Below are 19399 nucleotides of genomic sequence, written 5' to 3'. Positions count from 1 at the left end.
AGTATGGTCAGGCCAGCGCTGCTTTCAGCCTTGCGCCTGCCCGTTCGATAAACGGCATGGCATCGGGCACCGCTTCGAACATTGAAAAGAAGCCGTGGATCATCCCCGGTGCTTCCTCGCGCTCCACAGCAACCCCCGCCGCTGCCAATGCATCGGCATAGGCCAGCCCTTCATCGCGCAAGGGGTCATACTGCGCGACCAACACCGTTGCGGGCGGCAGTCCTGCAAGATTTTCATGGCGCAACACCGCCGCGTGGCTGTGCGGCGCGTCAACATCGTCCACATAGTGCGCCCAGAACCACTGCATCATAGCGGTGGACAGGAAATAGGCCCCGCCGCCGTTTGCGGTGTAGGAATCCCGCTCGAAATCGGCATCGGCCACCGGGTAGATCAGCAACTGGTGCGCCAGATTTGGCCCGCCTTCATCGCGCGCCCGGATCGCCACCGCAGCGGCAAGGTTGCCGCCCGCGCTGTCGCCTGCCACCGCCAGCTTTGCCGGATCAATGCCAAGATCGCTGGCATGGGCCACCGCCCACAGTAGCGCGTCATAGCAATCGTCCAGCGGGCCGGGGAACTTGGTTTCGGGCGAAAGCCGGTAATCGACGGACAGCACAGCCGCCCCGCTGGCCCGTGCCAGTGCCCGCGCGGTGGCATCGTGTGATTCCAGATCGCCGATCACCCAGCCGCCGCCGTGATAGAACAGCACCAGCGCCGGATTTTCACCCGCACCTTCGGGAACATAGAGCCGCGCGCCAATCGTGCGCCCTGGCAGATCCAGCGACAGGTCGCGCACTTGCGCCACCGCAGGCGGCGGTCCCATCTGCATCGGGCGGTTTGCCTCGCGCAGCGCTGCCGGGGTGATCGTGGCATAATCGACCGGCGGCATCTGCGCAAAGAAGCCCAGCAGAGCCTCTACCTGAGGGTTAAGCGTCATCTCGTCTCTCTCCCGGTTCAGCCAAATTGCGCGGCAATTTCTGCTACGGCCGCCGCCACATTGCCGCGACGATAGCCGAGCAGCGCGGTTTCGCCAGCGTCGGGTTCATAACGGATCGTGTTGCCACGCCCTTGCGGGATGGCCACATCGGGAAGGAGCGGCAATTCCTCGTCGCGCTCTTCCAGCACCACGTCGCTGCCAACTGCGTCAAAGAACAACTGGAAGTATTGGCGGAAGGTCAGGTTTTCGTCCCCCACCAGATAGGCCTTGCCCGGTTCCCCCCGCAGCAACGCCCCTTCGATCGCTTCGGACAAGGACCGGAACGACATGAAGTTGGTGCCGCCCGTAGGAGCAAAGAACGGGATCGGAATGTTGCTCTTGGCCCACTGCACATAAGGATCGAAGATCGCGCTGGGCAGGCCGGGCACAGTGCCGACCATGAAGGGCGCATTCACGCTCACCACGTCAAAGCCGGGGCGCCCCTGTGCCCGCGCGCCTTCGCACGCGGCTTGGCGTGACTGGATATAGACATTGCCTGCCACAAGGTCTGGTGCGGCTTGCGGATAAAAGCTGCCAAGCTGCACTGCGCGCGCCACGCCTGCTTCCCGCGCGGCGGCAAACAGCGCGGGAACGGCCACATGGTTGGCCTTGTGCAGCCATGCGCCAAAGTCCTCGCCCTGCGGCACATGGCGCGGATCGTTGCCTGCGGCAAACACCAGCCAGTCGAACCCCCGCAACCGGTCTGGCGTGAAATCGCCCGCCACATAATCGCCCTGCAAAAAACCAAGCGACGTCAGCGGCGTGCCTTTCGGCGCGCCGGTCCCGCGCCCGGTGATGGTAACATCATGGCCTTGCGCAGCCAGATGCAGGGCGGCATGTCCGCCCAGCGCGCCAGTGCCGCCAATTACCAGAATTTTCATGCAATTTTTCCCTTCAAGGGCCGCAACTCTTCCCAATCCACGATCAGGGCGCGGCGTGTGAATTTCCAGCTATCGCCGATGCGTCGCCATTGGTCCTGATAGCGGATGGCCCAGACCAGCAGCATGTCGCCTTCAGGTGTTGTAAGGTGGTGTTCGGCAGTGGAGCGGGTTTCGCCCTCGGCGCTATCGCCATCCACGCGCACATCCATGTCGTGAACGATGTGCCGGGTGACTGTGAACGCCTGCGCAAGGTGATCGATCGAGCCGAGATTGGCCTCAAGCCCGCTGATGGCAAAGCCGGGACCGGTGATCTCCACGTCATCGGCCAGCACTTCGCGCCATAGCGCCTTGTCGCGCCGGTCTGCGCCCTGGGCATAGCGTTCTGCCGTGCCGCGCAGGGCGTCAAGGTCGCTCATGCCACGGTGCCGGGAATGACCATACCGTTGCCCGAGATCAGCGGTACGTTGGTCCATTCCCCCTGCGGCGTGCGATACCATCCGCCCGCTGCCAGCGCACCGCCATCGACATTGATGGACGTGCCGGTTACCCACGCCGCCAGCGGGCTGGCCAGATAGAGCGCCGCGCCCGCGCAATCGGATGGCTGGCCAAACCGACCCAGCGGTATCCAGCGCTCCTCGTGCGCGCGGTTTTGCGGCGGGATCATGTAATCCAGCGCCACCTGCGGCGTATCGGTTGTCTCTGGCGCGATGGTGTTCACGCGGATGCCTTCCGGCCCCAGTTCCAGCGCAAGGCTTTTGGTAAAGCCGGTGACGGCCCATTTTGCGGCGGCATAGACGCTGCAATAGGGGATGCCGCGATGCGCTTCGATAGAGGTGACGTTGATGATGCTGGACCCCGCACCGCCCTTGCGCAGCAGCGGGATCATTGCCCGCGTCATGCGCAGCAACTGGCCAAGGTTGGTGTCGACAATCTCGTCGGCTTCCTCGTCCTCCAGCATGGCAAAGGGCCGCGCGTGGACGAAGTGGCCGACATTGTTGACCAACACGTCCAGCTTGCCCGTTTCGGCCGCAATCCGCTCCGCCAGCATCGCGCCAACGCCGCGCTGGCGCACATCGCAGCGGATCACCCGCGCACCGGGCATGGCGGCTTCGGCCTGATCGGCGCGGGCCGGATCAATCTCGGCAATCACCACATGTGCGCCCGCGCTGGCAAAGGCTTCGGCAATGGCGCGCCCGATGCCGACACCGCCGCCGGTCACCAGAACGGTCTTCCCGGTAAAATCCAGCGCTTGCGCAAAATGCGAAGGCTGCCCGTTCGCAGTCATGGGGTGGATTCCTCTCTTCGCCAATTATGCAGCGATTATCTTATAAATAACCTACGCATATTGGTGGCGATGAAAGGGGCTGTCAACAGGATGCGCAGAGAACTTGCTGCGGTTTTGCTATATCCCTGGTTGCTCTGCCGGAATGTGGACCATCAGCCCGTCCAGTTCCTCGCCCAGTTGCACCTGGCACGAAAGGCGACTGTTCGGGCGCACCTCCACCCCCTCGATCAAGCGCAGCATTTCCAGCTCATCCTGGTGTGCCGGCCCGGTACGATCCAGCCATTCAGGATCGATATAGCAGTGGCACGTTACGCACTGCATCATCCCGCCGCACAGCGCGTCGATGCCGTCCACCAGATTGCCGACCGCCAGTTGCATCAGGGTCATGCCCTCGAAATTCACGCAGGAACGCGCCGTCCCGTCGGGCTGGATGAAGGTTACTTTGGCCATTCAGCGGACCTCACGCATGGGCAGGGCACCCCGCCGCTCTGGCCAGCGCAGCCCCATCGACCGCTGCTGCCACGCCGCTGCCAGTGCGCCGTTTGTAACGCACGCGGCAAGGCTGGGCGGGCCAGTAGGTCGATGCACCGGCCACCGGCTTCACCTCGTCGATCAGTTCCATATCGAAGTTCTGCAGCAGGATCGCCACCAGCGCTTTCATCTCCATCCGCGCAAAGTTCACGCCCGCACAACGATGCACCCCGCCGCCAAAGCCGATCAGCGAATTGCTGGTGGTCTGGGCATCGGGGTTGGCCGGATTGAAGCGTTCGGGATCATAGGCATCGGGATTGCGGAATGTTTCCTCCATGCGATGGCTGACAGACGGGGCCAGCAGCACGAATTCGCCCTTGCGGATTGTGTAACCCTCGCGCTCGATATCGGCGTTGGCCTTGCGCGACAGCATGTAGGCCACCGGATGCAGCCGCTCCGTCTCGCGCAGGGCAAGGTCCATTTTCTCCATCGCGATGGCGTGTTCCCAGGTCAGGTTTCCGCCATTGCCACCGCCCAGTAAGCCGCTGATTTCATCGCGCAGCACTTGCGCATAACCGGGATTTTGCAGCAGATCGGCCAAGGCCCAGCTAACCTGCCCGGCAGTCGTTTCGTGCCCCGCCCAGACCAGCAACAGGATCAGGTGCCGAATGATCTCGTCCGGCACGGGCCTGCCATCGGGATACTTTGTCGCGATCATCGTCTGGAAAAAGTCCGGCGGATCAAGCGGCACGGCGCGGCGCTTGTCGATCCACGATTGCAGGATGGCGTGCAGCTTCTTCTTGGCGCGCTGCGATTTCACCATTTTGGGTGTAGGCAACCATAACGGCAGCACGAATTCCATCCCGCCCGAAAAATCGCGGAACAGATCAAAAAATTCGTGCCCCAGCTTCTCGTGGAACTCGCGGCCCATGAAACTGTGTGCGGCAATGTCCATCACCACCGGTCCCAGTGTAGGGATCAGATCAAACTCGCCCTCGTTGCCCAATCGCTCCACCAGATTAAGCGATTCCTCCACCATCACCGGCACGTATTGCTTCATCGATGCCGCCTTGAACCGGGGCATGATGATGGCGCGCTGGCGCAAGTATTCGTCCATTTCCGCGAAGGAATAGAAATCGGGCGAAAACATCTTGAGGAAGAACGGCATGGATTCCCGGATGGACAGCAGCTTGTCCGTCTCTTCAAAGAAGAAGCGGTTGTGCTCCGGCCCCAGCATCACGTTCATGCGCTGGCCCATGAAGTTCATGGCGAACATCCGGCCCCGCGATGCGTAGCCGCGTTTCAGCACCGAAACCGGATCGCGGAAAAACTGCGCCAGATGCCCAAGGAACGGCGCGCCGCCATCAAGCAGGGGAAGACCGCCAGCGGCACTTGCAGCACTTGCCATGCCATTTCTCCCGTCAGCGCCGGTTGGTCCGGCTTGAAGGCGGGAGAGTATGCTTGACCGATCAGTCCGTCACGCTTCGTCGCATGAATGGTATCATCCGGTGACCCACAATGGATCGCCGGATGAACTGCAATTAGTACACCGCCGCCGGGTTCTTCGGGCGCGGGCTGCCCAGCATCTCACGGTGCGAAGGCCGCTCGTTCCCGCGATCGGTTACGCCCAGTTCCTTCGCGATCTCCGAAACGATCAGCGTTTGCCCTGAAAGCTCGTCGCGGTTCGCGGCCTTGTCGATGGCGTCGATGACATGGGCGGAAAATTCCGGGTTTTCGGCCATCGCCAGAAAGCCTTCGTACTGTTCAGGATTGGTCTTGACCGCGATCTGCGAACGCTCGGTCACTTGCGGGCCAAGCCAGAGCGAGATGGCGGCAACGCCCGTGCCCCGGAAATCATGCTCCATGTCATGCGCCAGCTTGTCCAGCCCGGCCTTCTGCGCGCCGTAGGCGGGACCGTGCATATAGCAGCTTGCGCCGAAAGAAGACGTCATGGCGATGATGCCGGACCCTTGGGGAACCATGATCCGCGCGGCGTGCCAACTGGCGACGTAGGCGCTGCGCAGGCCCACATCGAGGATCTTCTGCGCGTCCAGTTCCTTTTCCCAGAACGGCATCTTTTCAATCAACTGGCGGTGCATATAGGCCGCATTGTTGACCAGCACATCCAGCCTGCCCTGTTCGTCCATGACCTGTGCGAACAGCCGCGCGACAGATGCATCGTCGGCATGGTCGCACACCACGGGAATGCCCTTGCCGCCGTTCTGCGTTACCCGCTGCGCCGTTTCGGCCACGGTGCCGGGCAGGACCGTACCATCCCAGCCTTTGGCATCGCCCGGCGTCACTGTGCGGCCCGTGACATAGACGGTATAGCCCATCTCGCCAAAGCCGCGCGCGATGCCTGCGCCTGCGCCACGGCTGGCCCCGGTAACGATAGCGACCTTTTGCTGGGTCATGGGGTGATCCTCTCTCTAAGTGTTGCCTGCCTGCACGAAGACTGGCGGAATGCCAGCGGTGTCTGGCCGGTGGTGCGCCGGAAAGCGCGCGTGAAGCTGTTGGGATGGGAAAAACCGCAGGCCTGCGCCACGGCCTTGATCGGCTGTGCGCCGCGTTCCAGCAAGGTCTTGGCCTGTTCGATCCGCGTCGTTTCAATGTAGTCTGCCACGGTCTTGCCGGTCAGCGCGTGGAACTGCCGGTGTAGGTGGCGCGGGCTGATGCCGCAGAGCATGGCGAGTTCGGCCACGGGCGGGGGCGGGCCGGGGCGGTCAATCCGTTCGCGGATGCGGCGAAACTGCCACGGCGCAAGGCGCGCCGATATTGAAGCGGTGGCTTCGCGCAGGATCACGCGCTCCATCTCGACCGCCACCAATTCCATCAGCGCGGCAATGGCGGCTTCGGAACAGTCAGTCGTGTGTTGCAATTCGCGCTTGATAAGCCCCAGCAGCGTCCGCAGGGTTTCGTTGCCCAATGACAGCATGGCCTGCAGGAATCCAAGGTCAGGTGCGGGGCGCAGCGACATCAGCCGGGCGGCATGGTCAGGCCCGAACACGCAGCGCACCACGCGGATATGCCCCGCTTCTGCCCGCCCGGACACGAGCACGCCCGGCCAGCGCGTGAACAACGTGCCCATGAAGCAGCGGCGCTTTTCGTTCAGTTCGGGAAAACAGGCCGAAGCGTCTGCCGATGCTGGCGGCACCGACATTTCCACCATCAGTTCGCCTTCGCGCCGGATGAAATCGAACATGGCAGGCCAGCGCCATTCCACGATCTCGGCCCGGCCAAGTGGTGTTTCAACGCGGGCAAGCATGGTGGGTGGGTAATCGGTCATGCCGGGATCAGTCATTTCGGGGCGCTCAGGCAAAATCGAACTGTGATGTGGGGATGATGTCGATCCGGGTGAAGTCGATGAAGCCGTTGCAGCTTTCCATCATTGCGGCAGTATTGGCGGCGAACTTTTCAGGCTGGCCGGCTGCATCGAAAAACACTTCCGGCTGGGTCAGCGCTTCCAATGGGAAGCATTCCTCGACGAAAGCGTCATAGGCGGGCGCGTTTTCCGTCAGTGGGCGAACGATCAGGTTCTGCACATATTCGAAGTTCGATTGCGTTTCGATTGCGACACGGGTGTGGTGTGAATGCCAGTGCGCGATGGCCTCGGCCCGCGTCATGTCGGCGCGGAAAGAGATGAAGCTGGCCTGGCTCCAGCCCCATGTCCTTGACGCCGCTGGACTGGCGGAAGGTTTCCCTTGGGAAACAGCATTTGGCGCAGGCGCATGGTCAGTATTGGCGATGATCGTGGATTCACACACCAGCCATGCCGCAAAGCGGGCGCTGTGTGCGGCCAGTGCGCTATCCACCGCGCCCCGGAAGCGCGCGTTGGCCGATGGCATCCAGAACTGCGCGATGGCAGCCTGCTGCGGTGCTTGCCAGCGCTGCACCAGTGCATCGCCTGCGGCAACCGCCGCATCGCACAGGTTCAGCCGGATGTTCTGCGCGCCTGCCCCCGCCAGCGCGGACGGCAGGTTTGCCAGAACGTGCGTGCCATATTCGGCGTGGTTTTGGTCTTCGGGTGCCCACAGCGCAGCGATGACTTTTTCCATGACCGTGCGCCTTTAATCGAAGTTGGCTTGGCCGCCGTCCAGCGGGATCGTCGCGCCTGTCAGATAGGCAAGATCCTGCCCGGAAAGTGCCACCAGCGCGCGGCCAATGTCACCTTCCAGCGATCCGACGCGGCCCAGCGGGATCGTGCGGAAGAACGCCTTGGCCTCTTCCGGGTTGTTTTCGATCCACCACTTCAGGCCGGGCGATTCAGCATGAGGGGCGATGGTCAGCACGCGGATGCCTTCGCCGCCCCATTCGGCAGCGGCGGCGCGGGTGAGTGAGCGGATCGCCTGCTTGACCGCGCCGTAGGCGCCATAACCGGTCATGTCCCAGCGGATGCCGGCAGACGAACAGAAGTTGAAGATCGTGCCGCCGCCGCGCGCTGCCATGTGCGGGCGGGCGAGCTTCATCAGGCGCATCGTGGCCAGCGGGCCGGATTCAAAGCCTGCGGTAAAGGCCTCGTCCGTCACGTCATCCAGCGTTCCCAGCGGCACTTCCTGTGCGTTGTTGACAAGGATGTCCAGCCTGCCGAACTCTGCCATCGTGGCATTCACTGCTGCGGCCAGATCATCGGCGGATTTCACGTCGCAGGCCAAGGCCAGTGCCTTGCCGCCCCGCTCGCGCACCATCTGCGCGGTGGTCTCTACCTTGGAAAGCGTGCGCCCGGTCACCGCCACGGCAACGCCTGCGCCTGCCATGGCCAGCGCCACGCCCTGCCCAATGCCTTGTCCGGCACCGGTAATCAGCGCCACTTTGCCCGAAAGATCGGTCATTGTTGTGTCCTTTGTCTGGCGGGTCAGCGGATGTAGCGCGCGCGATAGGATGCGAAGGCTTCACGCACATCGGCCTCGTTCAGGCCGAACCGTTCCAGCGAATAATCGTGCATCGGGCGCTGTTCGCGCTTGTTGCCTGCCATGAACTCGGTCAGCGCGGCCTCGATCGCACCATCCAGCGGCACGCCGATATGGGCCAGCACACGTTGGGCCTGCTTGAGCGGTTCCTTGGCCACTTCGCGGTAATCGATATCGATGAAGCGGTCTTCACCAATGCGGGCGCGCGCTTCTTCAAAGCGTTTCATCCAGCCGGCAAGGCGCGGGAACCAGAAGCCGCCCACCGCCTCATCCGAATGGACCGAGTTCAGCTTATACAGGGCCGCTTCCATGCTGACGTAGCTGGGCACCACTTCCAAAGGATCGCGGTGGGTCATCACCAGTACGGCCTGCGGAAAGGCATTGGCGATCACGTCGGTATAGGGCAGGTTCTGCGGGCTTTTCAGCACCCACTTCTTGCCGCGCCGGGTGGGGTCTTGCCATTGCAGGTACTTCAGGATCGTCTTGAGATCCTCATACCCCTTGGACTGGTCGTAATCGTCGAGCCACCGGGCGAAGGAGGGGATGAAAGTCATCGCCTCGACCATCGTGGTGATGAACAACTGGCCCAGAATGATGATTTCCTCGTCCGGGGCTTCGGGATCGAGCGGGTGGATCGATGCCAGTTCGGGCGACAGGTTCAGCCAGCCCTCGATCATCGCTTCGGCATAGGCGCGGCGGGCTACTGGATTGCCGGGTTTGTCGCCGGGCAGCGGGGCATAATTCTGCGCTTCGTACCAGCGGATCGCGGTCATCCCCGGCGCAGAGGCTAGCAGGCGATGGAAGATCGTGCTGCCGGTGCGCGGCAGGCCAAGGATGATTGCGGCGACTTCGACCTTTTCATCAAGGATTTCGGGGTGGCGCCTGATATCGTCAACCATGCGCAACCGGCTGGCGAGGCCTTTGACGATCGATTCGGTCTGTCCGCCAAAACCGGCTTCGGTCAGTTTCCCCTCGGCATTGGCGGCAGCGATGTACTGGTCCATCGGTTCGAAGAACCAGGTATCGCCGAAATCGGAAAGCCCGGTGCGTTCGCGCGCGGCGTTCAGCAGGGTTTCGCGGTCAAAAACCTGTGCGGCTGTGGCGGCGGAGGTGGTGTTGGCGATGCTTGCCATGACGGTGGTGTCTCTCCCAAAGACCAAAAATGCCGCCATGCGTAATTGATGGCGATGTTATGTTCGCAATTTGCGGTATTTTGTCACCATCACACGATGTTTGCAAATATAATTCCGCAAATCGTCATCAATTTGAAAAGGCCACCACGGTTCGCAGCGATTCCCCGCGTTTCATCAGCGCAAAACCTTCATTGACTGCGGCCATCGGCAGGCGATGGGTAACCAGATCATCAAGGTTCAGGCGTCCTGCCGCATAATGATCGAGCAGGCCGGGCAATTGGCTGCGGCCTTTGATGTTGCCCATGAACGATCCTTGCACCGTGCGGCCAAGCTGGAGCTGGAAAGGCACGAGTTGCATGGCATTGCCATCTGGCGGCACGCCGAGCACGACCGTTTTACCCCAGCCGATGCGGGTGGATTCAAACGCCTGGGCCATCAGCCTGACATTGCCCGCGCATTCAAAGGCATAGTCCGCGCCGCCGCCGGTCATGGCCTGAATGGTGGCTACGGCATCAACCTCGGCGCCGTTGATGAAGTCTGTCAGCCCGAAGCGTTTGCCCTGTTCGTGGCGCAAGGGGTTGATATCCACGCCGATCACGCGCGAGGCCCCGGCAAGGCGCGCGCCCTGCACGACGTTGAGGCCAATGCCGCCCAGGCCGAAGACCGCCACGATCGCGCCACTTTCGACATGGGCGGTATTCATCACCGCGCCCACCCCAGTCGCCACGCAGCAGCCCGCCGTGCAGGCAACGTGGAAAGCCACGTCCTTGCGGATCACCGCCACGTTGCGCTCTGCCATGACCACAAACTGCGCGAGCGAGCCGACGCCGGAATAGGCTGACACCGGCTTGCCATTCAGCGAGAAGGGGGTGGGCTGGGTTGTGATGTCGGCAAGGAAGGCTTCGCACAGGTTTGTCTTTTCCGACAGGCAGTTGCGGCATGTGCCGCATTCGCCGATGCCCAGCGGAATGACGTGATCGCCCAGCGCAATGGAGGACACGCCCGGCCCCACTTCGCGCACGATCCCTGCGCCTTCATGGCCTACGACGATGGGGAAGGGATAGGGCGCGGCGACGCCTTCCAACTGGCTGAGATCGGTGTGGCAAAGGCCGCTGGCCATGATTTCTATCAGGACTTCGCCGGCTCCGGGCGGGGCAAGATCAAGCCATTCCTCGACCAGCGGAGCGCCGGGGGCGTGGCAGACCATAGCTCTGGTTTTCATGGTGTCAGCCTTTCAGCAGGATCAGGTCGGCGGCCTTTTCGGCAATCATTGCCACGGGAATTGCGGTATTGCCGCCGGGCAGGTGCGGCATGATCGAGGCATCGACCACGCGCAGCGAATGCAACCCGTGAACGCGCAGGCGATCGTCCACCACGGCCATCGGATCGGCCCCCATGCGCGCGGTGCTGGTGGAATGGTAATCAGCCTCGGCATGGGCGCGGATATAGGCGTCGATTTCGTCGTCGGTCTGGGCCTGCGGACCGGGCGCCAATTCTTCGCCGCGCATTTCATCAAAGGCAGGTTGCGCAAAGATACGGCGCGCGATGCGTATGCCTTCGCGCATCACGCGCCTGTCGTTTTCGGTGGCGTTGTAGTTCTGGTCGATCACCGGTGGCACATCGGGATCAGCACTGGCGAGCGTGATGCTGCCGCGCGATTGCGGGCGTGCCACGTTGATGTGGGCATAAAAGCCGTGCATCGGCACCATCTTACGTCCGTTCTTGCCGAACAGGGCCGAAACCAGCAGCATCTTGATATCGGGTTCGTCCAGTGCAGGATGAGAACGCACCGTGCAGGCCACCGACATGCCAGGATCGGCCAGCGGCCCTTTGCGCAGGGCCAAGTATTGCACCATTGCCAGCGCGGCACGGACGGGATTGAGGAAACGCAGCATCGACCACGGCTTGGTCGAGCGGTATTTTACATGGGCGGCAAGATGGTCCTGCAATCCTTGCCCCACGCCGGGAAGATCGTGGACCAGCGCTATGCCATGTTCGGCAAGATGCGCCGCAGCGCCTACGCCGGACAGCATCAGCAGTTGCGGGGTGTTGATCGTGCCTGCCGAAAGGATCACTTCGCGCGCAGCAGATGCCAGCGTTTCGGTGCCATCCTTGCGAAAGACGACGCCGGTGGCACGGATGCCATCGAACATGATGCGGCGGCTGTGCGCCTGCGTCAGCACGATAAGGTTCGCGCGTTTCAGGACCGGGCGCAAATAGGCGGACGAGGCGCTTGAGCGACGCCCTCGCCCGACCGTAAGGTCAACCGCACCGAAACCATCGCGCGTTTCGCCGTTGAGATCATCGGTGACGGGATATCCCGCCTGCGCGCCCGCTGCAATGAAGGCGCGGGCGAAGGGATGATCCTGCCCGGCACGGGTGACCTGAATGGGTCCGTCTGTCCCATGCCATGCGTTGCGGACCGGGCCAAAGCTTTCCAGTTTGCGGAAATAGGGCAGGACATCGGCAAACGACCAGCCCCGGTTGCCCGCTTGCGCCCAGCGATCATAGTCCGAATGAAAGCCGCGATCATAGGTCATGCCGTTGATCGACGAACCGCCGCCCAGAACCTTGCCGCGCGGCAGATAGAGCGAGCGGCCATCAAGGTGCGCCTGCGGCGCGGACATATAAGGCCATGCATGCGCGCCTGACATCATCATGGGCAGCAGCCCGCCCGGCGCGGCGATCAGGGGACTGCGATCATCACCGCCCGCTTCCAGCAGCAGCACGCGCGTTCCAGGATCGGCAGAAAGGCGGTTGGCAAGGATGCATCCCGCCACGCCGCCGCCGACGATCACATAGTCGAATTCGAGCCTTTCCATGCTCTCCCGTTCGTTCTTGGTCTTGTTGTCCGGCATGGTGCCCACCGTCCGTCTTGCCCGCAACCTGCGCGAGGCGGGCGCAAGACATTGATGGCGCAATCTGTTTGGTCCGGCGCGCATGGCTTGGTCGATCCGCTTGGGTTCACCAGCCCTGCCGGTTTAGCTGGACGGGAGAGGAGGCTGCATAATGCGAGTCATAGCCAACCATACGTTGTGCCAGGGCCATGCCCGATGCGAAGACCTGTGCCCCGAAGTGTTCGCGACCGATGCCGTGGAAGGCAAAGTGGTGATCGTGCAGGAAGACGTGCCTGCCGGGCTGGAAGACAAGGTGCGGCTTGCCGTGCGCAACTGCCCCGAAGGCGCCCTGCGCGTGGCGCGGTCTGAAGACCGTCAGGTGGAAGGGGCAGAGGCATGACGCTGCTGTTTCAGCCATCGCCACCCGGTCACGTTCCGGCCGACCGGATGGTCGATTTCGACATGTTCCACATTCCCGAAGGCGTTTCCGACCCGGCCGAGATCTGGCATGATCTGGTGCGCCGGGGCGTGCCGAATATCTTCTATACCCCGCACAATGGCGGGCATTGGGTGTTTCTGGGATACGAAGATATCGTCGAAGCCTATCGCGACCATGCGATCTTTTCGACCTATCAGACGCCGGTGCCGCCGATTGAACCGTTCCCGGTGGTTCAGCCGCAGGGCGTTGACCCGCCAGCGCACAACGTGTTCCGCCGCCTGCTGGCACCGATGTTTACGCCGACAGCCGTGCGCGGGATGATAGGGGAATTGGAGCGCCGTGCGGCAGTGTTGATCGATGGTTTTGCAACGCGGGGCGAATGCGATTTCATCACCGAATTTGCCGAGCGTTATCCCACGGCCACGTTCCTGTATCTGTTCGGTCTGCCAGAAGCGCGGCTGGACGAGTTTCTGTCGCTTGCCAACGTGTTCTTCCGCAGCACCGACCCTGCGGCGCGGGCGCAGAACATCACCGAAATCTACGCCGAACTGGACACGCTGTTCCGCGAAAAGGAGCGCAATCCGGGTAATGATATCGCCACGCAGATCGTGGCGGCGCGCGATGAAAGCGGGAAGCAGCATTCGTGGGAGGATATCCTCAACTGCGGGTTCCTGCTGTTCGTGGCCGGCCTGGATACGGTGACCAACACGATGGCCTATGTCTGGCGCTATCTGGCGACCACGCCGGCTGCGCAGAAGCACTTCCGTGACCGGCTGGACGATCCCGATGCGTTTCTGCGCGCGATCGAGGAACTGATGCGGATCAATGCCGTGTCCAACCTGTTCCGCCGGGTGACGCACGATTGCGAATACAAGGGGCTGCAATTGCGCCGCAATGATCGCGTGGTGCTGCCCAACACCGTCGCCAATCGCGACCCGCGCGTGTTCAAAGACCCGCAAATGATCGATCTGAACCGTGAGGTGAACGTCCACCTGACATTCGGCGTGGGTCCGCACCGGTGCATCGGATCGGTGCTGGCCAAGCGCGAGATCATGGTTTCGCTGCAGCAATGGCTGCGCCGGATTCCCGCATTCACGCTGGCGGACGATCAGCCTGCGGGATCAGTTTTCGGCGGTTCCGTGATGGGCTTTACTGCGCTGCGTTTGCAGTGGAACGTAGCGGCGAAGCGGGCGGTGGCCTGATGCTGAAAGGTTCTGCGCCATCATTGCGGCGCAGAACCTTTTAACCGCAGATCAAAGTTCGACCACCGACAGAATGTGGCTGTGCCTGTCAGGGAACACGTAGTCGAATTCGAAATACATGTTTTCACCCAACTGGCCCGCGCGGACCAGATCGGTTTCGACAAAGACCTGAACCCCGGCGCTGCCATAGGCATAGCGTGTGGCCTTGCCGAACACGGGTGAGGCATCGAGCCGCGCATCGACAGCATCATCGCCACGGCGGGCGCGGTTGATGCCGATGTTGAGGCGTCCTTTGAAGGCCGGATCATTTTCGGCAAGATCCCACAGCTTCAGGACCATCTGTTCCAGTTCTTCAAGCGATGCGACAAGGAAACCGAAGTGGAAGCTGGCTTCGAAATCCTGCGCCATCATCGCGCGATAGGCAGTGACCGTTTCGTGTTCTTCATCGGTGCCCACGCGCAGCGCCGTGTGGATGGCCGCGATCAGCTTTTGCTGGGGTTCTGGCAGGCAAGAAAGATAGACGATGCCATCGCCGCGCCCGAAGTGCTCCTTGGCCACCACGAAGCGATAGAAGTTGCCATTGGGCAGGGGCAGCATCTGCGTTTCGGTCAAGCCCGTGATCTGGAGCAGGCGCGCAGCGGCGGGGCCATCTTCGGGCGCGCCATAATGCAGCGCCAGATGGCCCATCGACAAGCCTCCGTCGGTGATCCGGGAGGTTTCGATTTCCGGTGCGGTGGTTGCCATTTGCAAGCCTGTCCTCTTCAAAGCTGCTTTGGCGAGCAGCGCATTATGGGCCGGAGCATACCAGTGGGTAGAGCGTTTCGCAACAATTGTAAGCGAATGCTTGCAATGAATTGCGTATAAATCATAGCAATGTGGTTCGTATGATGGCAGTGTTTTGCGAAATTCACCAAAACTATGCGTATTAAAATGATGGAATGCAGTTCGCAGACGGGTTAGGCGCTACCTCATGCAACGTATCGCACTCGATCACATTACCGCCATCGACACGACGCCGATCCAGCTTGCGCAAGCGGCGCGGGCGGCCGGATGCGATGGTGTGTGCCTGTTCATGGAACCGATGGACGTGCTGCCGCTGATGCCGAAGTTCGACATCTACGCCGACAGAGCAGCGCGGAAGGAAGTGCGCGCGGTAATGGGTGATCTGGGCGTGGCGCTCGACCTTGCCTATCCATTCACACTGGCCGGGCGCACGGATGTTGCTGCATTTGCAACCGCGATGGAATGTGCCGCAGAACTGGGGGCAGGGCTAATCAATGCGCTGCTTTATGATCGCGATCCGGCGCGGCAACTGGATCGGTTCGGGCAATTTTGCGACATGGCGGCGCGGTTCGATCTGCGGGTTGGCGTGGAGTTCTATCCGCCAAGCCAGGTGCCTTCGCTGGCAGCGGCGCTGGACCTTGTGGGCCAGATCGGGCGGCCCGGTAAAGTGGGGGTCAATGTCGATCTGTTGCATCTGATGCGATCAGGCGGGTCTGTGGCGGAACTGGCGGCCGCGCCTGCGGGATATGTCCTCTATGGGCAGATTGCCGATGGCCCCGCCCAGGCGCCGGAACACCTGGATTTCGAAGCTTCGTCACATCGGCTGCTGTGCGGGGAAGGGGCGTTTGATGTGGCGGGTTTCGTCAGGGCCTTGCCGATGGATTGTCCGCTAAGCGTGGAGATTCCGCGCAATCATGCGGTCGGCACCGAGACGACGGCCGAGCGGGTGCGCCGTGCGATGGATAGCGTGCGTAGTGCTTTGGCGTAAAGCGAGGCCCACCCCGCTGCATTGCAGCGGAGTGGGCAATCGGTCAGGCGTTGCGCAGGGCTGAAAGGTCTTCCGCCGTCAGCGTCAGCGCATCGGCTTTGGCGCTATGGGCCACCTGTTCGGGCGAGGAGCCGCCGAAGATGGCAATGGTCTGGCTGGGCTGGCTGAGCAGATAGGACAGCGCGATTTCGTTGATCGAAACGCCATATTTTGCGGCCAGCGATTGCACCACTGCAAGGCGGCGCGTGTTGGCGGGATTGGCATATCGCGCGGCAAGCTGTTCACCCACCGAACCTGTCGCCAGCTTGGTAAAATAGCCGCCTGACTGCGCGGCATAGGCCACGACCGGTAGCCCGGCAGCGTGAAGGTCTTCGTATTCGCCTTCGTAATAATGGACATAGCCTTGCTGCGCCGCCGCACCAGCATCTGGCACGGCAAGGCCCCAGAAGGTTTCCGAGGCGACAAAGCCCTGCTTGCCCAGCGATGCGGCATAGGCATTGGCGGCGGCGATCCGGTCAGCGGCCCAGTTCGACGCGGCGAAGTGGCGGATACGGCCGGCTTCGCGATGCGCGATCAACGCATCGATGATGGGTTCAACCGGGCTTTCCGGGTTGTCCATGTGCAGGAAATAGAGATCGATGGAATCAACACCGAGGTGATCGAGGCTTTGCGCAAGGTCGGCGGTGACGTCTTCGGGCGTTACGCGATTGCGATAATCGCCCACGCGCATGTCGAAGAAGCCGCCCTTGGTGGCGATGACGCAATTTTCGCGCTTTTGGGTTTTCAGCCACGCACCCACGGCACGTTCGCTGGCACCGATGGGGGCATCGGGCATCCAGTCGCCATAGCTGCGTGCGGTGTCGATGAAGTTGCCGCCAAGGTCAGCGAAGGTATCGAGAATGGCGTTCGATTTGCCCTGATCGAGCATCCAGCCAAGCATGTTTGTGCCATAGCACAGGCGGCTGACGGTCAGGTCGGTGTCGTTCAGGTCTACTTTGGTGAGCATCAGAAGTCCTTTGTGAACAGTGGGGTCAGGCCGCGGCGCAACGTCCGGCCTTACGTCCGAAAAAGGTGCAATCGGCAAGGCTTAGGCCGGATGAATAGCCGTGGCCCCATGCGGGCAACCCCGATGTGCAGCGCCCTGCGGCAAAAAGGCCGGGAATGGCCGCACCCGAACGATCAAGCACTTCGCCATCGGCCGAGGTCTTGAGGCCGCCCAGCGTGAAGAAGCTGAAGTAGCTCGTTTCGAAATTGCATTCGAGCGCGACGAAGGGCGACTGGTCCAGCGGTTTCAGGATCGGCTGCTGCTTGTCGAACAGCGGATCGCGGCCTTCGCGGGCGTGGGTGTTATAAAAGTGCATCGTGGCTGAAAGGGTGCCTGCGGGCATTTCCAGCTCGGCTTCGACTTCCTCCCACGTTTCGCCTGTGCCGGCGATGGTTATCCCGGCAAGGTCGAGCGGCTGATCGAAATGCGCGCTGTCGAGCAGGAGGTAGACCTTGCCGCCTGGCTGATCCACCGCGCAACGGCTGACGCGCCCGTGGTAGCAATCTTCGTTGATGAAGCGCTGCCCGGCGACGTTGACGAAGACACCGTGCGCCTGCTCGGCCGGGATCGTCCACGGGCAGGTGGTGAAGAACTGGTCCATGTGGATCGGATCGCCGCCGACGGACACGCCCAGTTCGATGCCAATGCCATCGTCCTTGTCACCAATCGGGCTGTTTACGCGGAAGGTTTCGGGCGCATATTTGCGGCGCATGGCTTCGTTGAACACGAAGCCGCCTGTGGCCAGCACCACACCGCGATGCGCGCGGACGAAGCGGTCCTGGTTGTCGATGCGCACCACGGCACCTGCAACGCGGTCCTCATCGACTATCAGCGCCACGGCGCGGGCGTCGACGTGGATTTCCGTGCCAAGATCGCGGGCGCGCGCTTCCAGAATGTCGATCAGCGGACGTCCGCCGCCCCACCCCACGTGCTGAATGACATGGCCGCGCGGCGCGGGCTTTGCGTGTTTGTAGAACGGCGCGGCGGCTTCGCTGCCTGACCAGATCAGGGTGGAATCGTCGGTCGGTTCGATCACCTTGCCGGGAAGGTAGTTGCCGCGATAGGGCACGCCCTGATCCTTGAGCCATTGGTAATGCGACAGCGCTTCGCGGCCATAAAGTTCGCACTTGGCATCATCGGCGCAGGGGCCGCCCGCCAGCTTCAGATAGGCGGTGAAGTCTTCGACTGTATCGTCAAAGCCTGCGGCCTGCTGGGCATCGGTGCCACCGCCAATATAGATCTCTCCGCCCGAAAGCGCCGATGCGCCGCCGCTGCCCGAACTGCGTTCAAACAGCATGGTGCGCGCGCCTGCAACCCGCGCCTCTATCGCTGCGCAGGCACCGGTTGCGCCGAAGCCGATGATCGCGACGTCCGTTTCGAAATCCCACTGCGGCACCTGCGTAATCGGCATGGCCTTGTATTGCGAATATCCGGTCATCCTAGCGTTTCGCTCCCAAGCCTTTGCGCAGGTCGTTGCTGCCTGCGCTGACAACGGCGGCCTTTGCGGGTCCCACCGACTCATTTTGCGCATTTCTGCACTGCATTCGTAATTTACGATTGCATTAGATACGCAAATCGTCAATTGAAAACCCAATCGCCTTTCGATATTGGCGATTTCGAATCTGGCGTGGCGGGTTTTCGCCAACGTCGGCAAGGTAAGGGAGAGCGCCCCGGTGCAGGGCACGGATCACATAGACCTGACCGGAAAGGTCGCTATCGTCACCGGCGGCACGCGCGGTCTTGGGCGGCATATTGCGCAAGCCTTGTTGCGCGCAGGCGCTGCGGTGACGGTGTGTGGGCGGACTGAACCTGCCGACTTGCCCGCCAAAAATCTTCCAGGGGGCCTGATCTTTCGTGCAGCCGACATCCGCGATCCCGATCAGGCGCAGGCGCTGGTCGACGCGGTGGCGGCGCAGCATGGGCGCCTTGATATTCTCGTCAACAATGCGGGCGGTTCGCCGCAGGCTCCGGCGACGGCAAGCCCACGCTTTTTCGATGCCATCGTGAAGCTGAACCTGCATTCGGCGATGTACATGTCGCAATATGCCTATGCCCACATGCAGGAAGCAGGCGGCGGCAGCATCATCAACATCGCCAGCGTATCCGGCATCCGCCCTTCGCCTATGACATCGGCTTATGGTGCGGCGAAGGCGGGGTTGCTGAGCCTGACGCAAAGCCTTGCGCAGGAATGGGGACCGGACGGCGTGCGCGTGAACGCGATCATCGTCGGGCTGATGCAGACCGAGACTTCGGAAGAAACATATGGCGATGCAGCCGCGCAGGCTGCCGTCGCCAAATCGCTGCCGCTGCAACGCATGGGCACCGGAATGGACATTGCAGGCGCGGTGCTGTGGCTGAGTTCAAGCCTTGCCTCATGGGTCAGCGGCGCACGCATCAACGTCGATGGAGGGGGTGAGCGGCCCTTTTTCCTCGACCTCGTGAAAGGGAGTTGACC

20 protein-coding genes are annotated in these 19399 nt (G+C 62.1%); 4 read left to right on the top strand and 16 right to left on the bottom strand.

What is annotated here, in order from left to right:
- Positions 1 to 7 precede the first annotated feature (7 nt).
- From estDL136 to OVA07_RS17880, 13 genes are all read right to left on the bottom strand, one after another.
- A complete protein-coding gene (gene estDL136 / locus OVA07_RS17940; protein WP_268173052.1) occupies positions 8 to 934 on the bottom strand; it encodes a chloramphenicol hydrolase in 927 nt (308 codons plus the stop codon).
- Positions 935 to 951: 17 nt separating this feature from the next.
- Positions 952 to 1854 carry an NAD-dependent epimerase/dehydratase family protein gene (locus tag OVA07_RS17935; RefSeq protein ID WP_268173051.1) on the bottom strand — a complete coding sequence of 301 codons (903 nt, stop codon included), beginning with the start codon at positions 1852 to 1854 and terminating at the stop codon, positions 952 to 954.
- A complete protein-coding gene (locus OVA07_RS17930; protein WP_268173050.1) occupies positions 1851 to 2270 on the bottom strand; it encodes a nuclear transport factor 2 family protein in 420 nt (139 codons plus the stop codon). Before OVA07_RS17930 ends, OVA07_RS17935 begins: the two co-directional genes overlap by 4 nt.
- Positions 2267 to 3139 (bottom strand): SDR family NAD(P)-dependent oxidoreductase, encoded by an 873-nt coding sequence (locus OVA07_RS17925; RefSeq protein ID WP_268173049.1) that lies wholly within the window; start codon positions 3137 to 3139, stop codon positions 2267 to 2269. Before OVA07_RS17925 ends, OVA07_RS17930 begins: the two co-directional genes overlap by 4 nt.
- Positions 3140 to 3256: 117 nt before the next feature.
- The gene (locus OVA07_RS17920; RefSeq protein WP_268173048.1) at positions 3257 to 3589 is read right to left on the bottom strand and encodes a 2Fe-2S iron-sulfur cluster-binding protein; all 333 of its coding nucleotides are present in this window, start codon (positions 3587 to 3589) and stop codon (positions 3257 to 3259) included.
- Between the two features lie 10 nt (positions 3590 to 3599).
- On the bottom strand, positions 3600 to 5018 hold the full coding sequence (locus OVA07_RS17915) for a cytochrome P450 (protein ID WP_268173047.1): 1419 nt from the start codon (positions 5016 to 5018) through the stop codon (positions 3600 to 3602).
- 133 nt (positions 5019 to 5151) lie between these two features.
- Positions 5152 to 6024 (bottom strand): SDR family NAD(P)-dependent oxidoreductase, encoded by an 873-nt coding sequence (locus OVA07_RS17910; protein ID WP_268173046.1) that lies wholly within the window; start codon positions 6022 to 6024, stop codon positions 5152 to 5154.
- A complete protein-coding gene (locus tag OVA07_RS17905) occupies positions 6021 to 6911 on the bottom strand; it encodes a helix-turn-helix transcriptional regulator (protein ID WP_268173045.1) in 891 nt (296 codons plus the stop codon). The genes OVA07_RS17910 and OVA07_RS17905 overlap by 4 nt, the downstream gene beginning before the upstream one ends.
- A 10-nt stretch (positions 6912 to 6921) precedes the next feature.
- Complete coding sequence (locus tag OVA07_RS17900) at positions 6922 to 7665, bottom strand: EthD domain-containing protein (RefSeq protein ID WP_268173044.1); 744 nt, start codon at positions 7663 to 7665, stop codon at positions 6922 to 6924.
- Positions 7666 to 7677: 12 nt separating this feature from the next.
- Positions 7678 to 8439, bottom strand: a complete 762-nt coding sequence (locus OVA07_RS17895; protein ID WP_268173043.1) for an SDR family NAD(P)-dependent oxidoreductase — start codon at positions 8437 to 8439, stop codon at positions 7678 to 7680.
- A gap of 23 nt (positions 8440 to 8462) precedes the next feature.
- The gene (locus OVA07_RS17890) at positions 8463 to 9650 is read right to left on the bottom strand and encodes a sulfotransferase family protein (protein ID WP_268173042.1); all 1188 of its coding nucleotides are present in this window, start codon (positions 9648 to 9650) and stop codon (positions 8463 to 8465) included.
- A 127-nt stretch (positions 9651 to 9777) separates the two neighbouring features.
- Positions 9778 to 10872, bottom strand: coding sequence for a zinc-binding dehydrogenase (locus OVA07_RS17885; protein ID WP_268173041.1), 1095 nt, complete (start codon positions 10870 to 10872; stop codon positions 9778 to 9780).
- A gap of 4 nt (positions 10873 to 10876) precedes the next feature.
- Positions 10877 to 12472 carry a GMC family oxidoreductase gene (locus OVA07_RS17880; protein WP_442789680.1) on the bottom strand — a complete coding sequence of 532 codons (1596 nt, stop codon included), beginning with the start codon at positions 12470 to 12472 and terminating at the stop codon, positions 10877 to 10879.
- A gap of 187 nt (positions 12473 to 12659) precedes the next feature.
- On the opposite strand from OVA07_RS17880, the gene OVA07_RS17875 reads away from it, so the two are divergent.
- Both OVA07_RS17875 and OVA07_RS17870 read left to right on the top strand, forming a co-directional pair.
- Positions 12660 to 12887, top strand: coding sequence for a ferredoxin (locus OVA07_RS17875; protein WP_268173040.1), 228 nt, complete (start codon positions 12660 to 12662; stop codon positions 12885 to 12887).
- The gene (locus tag OVA07_RS17870) at positions 12884 to 14128 is read left to right on the top strand and encodes a cytochrome P450 (protein ID WP_268173039.1); all 1245 of its coding nucleotides are present in this window, start codon (positions 12884 to 12886) and stop codon (positions 14126 to 14128) included. The genes OVA07_RS17875 and OVA07_RS17870 overlap by 4 nt, the downstream gene beginning before the upstream one ends.
- 51 nt (positions 14129 to 14179) lie before the next feature.
- On the opposite strand, the gene OVA07_RS17865 is transcribed toward OVA07_RS17870, so the two are convergent.
- A complete protein-coding gene (locus OVA07_RS17865) occupies positions 14180 to 14872 on the bottom strand; it encodes a hypothetical protein (protein ID WP_268173038.1) in 693 nt (230 codons plus the stop codon).
- A 226-nt stretch (positions 14873 to 15098) separates the two neighbouring features.
- Between OVA07_RS17865 and OVA07_RS17860 the strand changes: the two genes are divergently transcribed.
- Positions 15099 to 15899 (top strand): sugar phosphate isomerase/epimerase family protein, encoded by an 801-nt coding sequence (locus OVA07_RS17860; RefSeq protein ID WP_268173037.1) that lies wholly within the window; start codon positions 15099 to 15101, stop codon positions 15897 to 15899.
- Between the two features lie 43 nt (positions 15900 to 15942).
- Here OVA07_RS17860 and OVA07_RS17855 read toward each other — a convergent pair whose 3' ends face one another.
- Positions 15943 to 16905 carry an aldo/keto reductase gene (locus OVA07_RS17855; protein ID WP_268173036.1) on the bottom strand — a complete coding sequence of 321 codons (963 nt, stop codon included), beginning with the start codon at positions 16903 to 16905 and terminating at the stop codon, positions 15943 to 15945.
- Between the two features lie 25 nt (positions 16906 to 16930).
- Positions 16931 to 18382 (bottom strand): FAD-dependent oxidoreductase, encoded by a 1452-nt coding sequence (locus tag OVA07_RS17850; RefSeq protein WP_268173035.1) that lies wholly within the window; start codon positions 18380 to 18382, stop codon positions 16931 to 16933.
- Positions 18383 to 18617: 235 nt separating this feature from the next.
- Between OVA07_RS17850 and OVA07_RS17845 the strand changes: the two genes are divergently transcribed.
- Positions 18618 to 19397: an SDR family oxidoreductase gene (locus tag OVA07_RS17845; RefSeq protein WP_268173034.1), complete on the top strand. Its 780-nt coding sequence runs from the start codon at positions 18618 to 18620 to the stop codon at positions 19395 to 19397.
- Positions 19398 to 19399: the final 2 nt, after the last annotated feature.

The sequence above is a fragment of the Novosphingobium sp. SL115 genome, from assembly GCF_026672515.1.
Lineage (GTDB): Bacteria > Pseudomonadota > Alphaproteobacteria > Sphingomonadales > Sphingomonadaceae > Novosphingobium.
The sequence above is the reverse complement of the archived record's forward strand: the minus strand, read 5'-3'. Positions and strand labels throughout refer to the sequence as shown.

What these genes read in the sequence shown, in the direction of transcription:
- estDL136 (WP_268173052.1), bottom strand. Translation starts at nt 934, where the DNA reads ATGACGCTTAACCCTCAGGTAGAGGCTCTGCTGGGCTTCTTTGCGCAG.
- OVA07_RS17935 (WP_268173051.1), bottom strand. Translation starts at nt 1,854, where the DNA reads ATGAAAATTCTGGTAATTGGCGGCACTGGCGCGCTGGGCGGACATGCC.
- OVA07_RS17930 (WP_268173050.1), bottom strand. Translation starts at nt 2,270, where the DNA reads ATGAGCGACCTTGACGCCCTGCGCGGCACGGCAGAACGCTATGCCCAG.
- OVA07_RS17925 (WP_268173049.1), bottom strand. Translation starts at nt 3,139, where the DNA reads ATGACTGCGAACGGGCAGCCTTCGCATTTTGCGCAAGCGCTGGATTTT.
- OVA07_RS17920 (WP_268173048.1), bottom strand. Translation starts at nt 3,589, where the DNA reads ATGGCCAAAGTAACCTTCATCCAGCCCGACGGGACGGCGCGTTCCTGC.
- OVA07_RS17915 (WP_268173047.1), bottom strand. Translation starts at nt 5,018, where the DNA reads ATGGCAAGTGCTGCAAGTGCCGCTGGCGGTCTTCCCCTGCTTGATGGC.
- OVA07_RS17910 (WP_268173046.1), bottom strand. Translation starts at nt 6,024, where the DNA reads ATGACCCAGCAAAAGGTCGCTATCGTTACCGGGGCCAGCCGTGGCGCA.
- OVA07_RS17905 (WP_268173045.1), bottom strand. Translation starts at nt 6,911, where the DNA reads ATGACTGATCCCGGCATGACCGATTACCCACCCACCATGCTTGCCCGC.
- OVA07_RS17900 (WP_268173044.1), bottom strand. Translation starts at nt 7,665, where the DNA reads ATGGAAAAAGTCATCGCTGCGCTGTGGGCACCCGAAGACCAAAACCAC.
- OVA07_RS17895 (WP_268173043.1), bottom strand. Translation starts at nt 8,439, where the DNA reads ATGACCGATCTTTCGGGCAAAGTGGCGCTGATTACCGGTGCCGGACAA.
- OVA07_RS17890 (WP_268173042.1), bottom strand. Translation starts at nt 9,650, where the DNA reads ATGGCAAGCATCGCCAACACCACCTCCGCCGCCACAGCCGCACAGGTT.
- OVA07_RS17885 (WP_268173041.1), bottom strand. Translation starts at nt 10,872, where the DNA reads ATGAAAACCAGAGCTATGGTCTGCCACGCCCCCGGCGCTCCGCTGGTC.
- OVA07_RS17880 (WP_442789680.1), bottom strand. Translation starts at nt 12,472, where the DNA reads ATGGAAAGGCTCGAATTCGACTATGTGATCGTCGGCGGCGGCGTGGCG.
- OVA07_RS17875 (WP_268173040.1), top strand. Translation starts at nt 12,660, where the DNA reads ATGCGAGTCATAGCCAACCATACGTTGTGCCAGGGCCATGCCCGATGC.
- OVA07_RS17870 (WP_268173039.1), top strand. Translation starts at nt 12,884, where the DNA reads ATGACGCTGCTGTTTCAGCCATCGCCACCCGGTCACGTTCCGGCCGAC.
- OVA07_RS17865 (WP_268173038.1), bottom strand. Translation starts at nt 14,872, where the DNA reads ATGGCAACCACCGCACCGGAAATCGAAACCTCCCGGATCACCGACGGA.
- OVA07_RS17860 (WP_268173037.1), top strand. Translation starts at nt 15,099, where the DNA reads ATGCAACGTATCGCACTCGATCACATTACCGCCATCGACACGACGCCG.
- OVA07_RS17855 (WP_268173036.1), bottom strand. Translation starts at nt 16,905, where the DNA reads ATGCTCACCAAAGTAGACCTGAACGACACCGACCTGACCGTCAGCCGC.
- OVA07_RS17850 (WP_268173035.1), bottom strand. Translation starts at nt 18,382, where the DNA reads ATGACCGGATATTCGCAATACAAGGCCATGCCGATTACGCAGGTGCCG.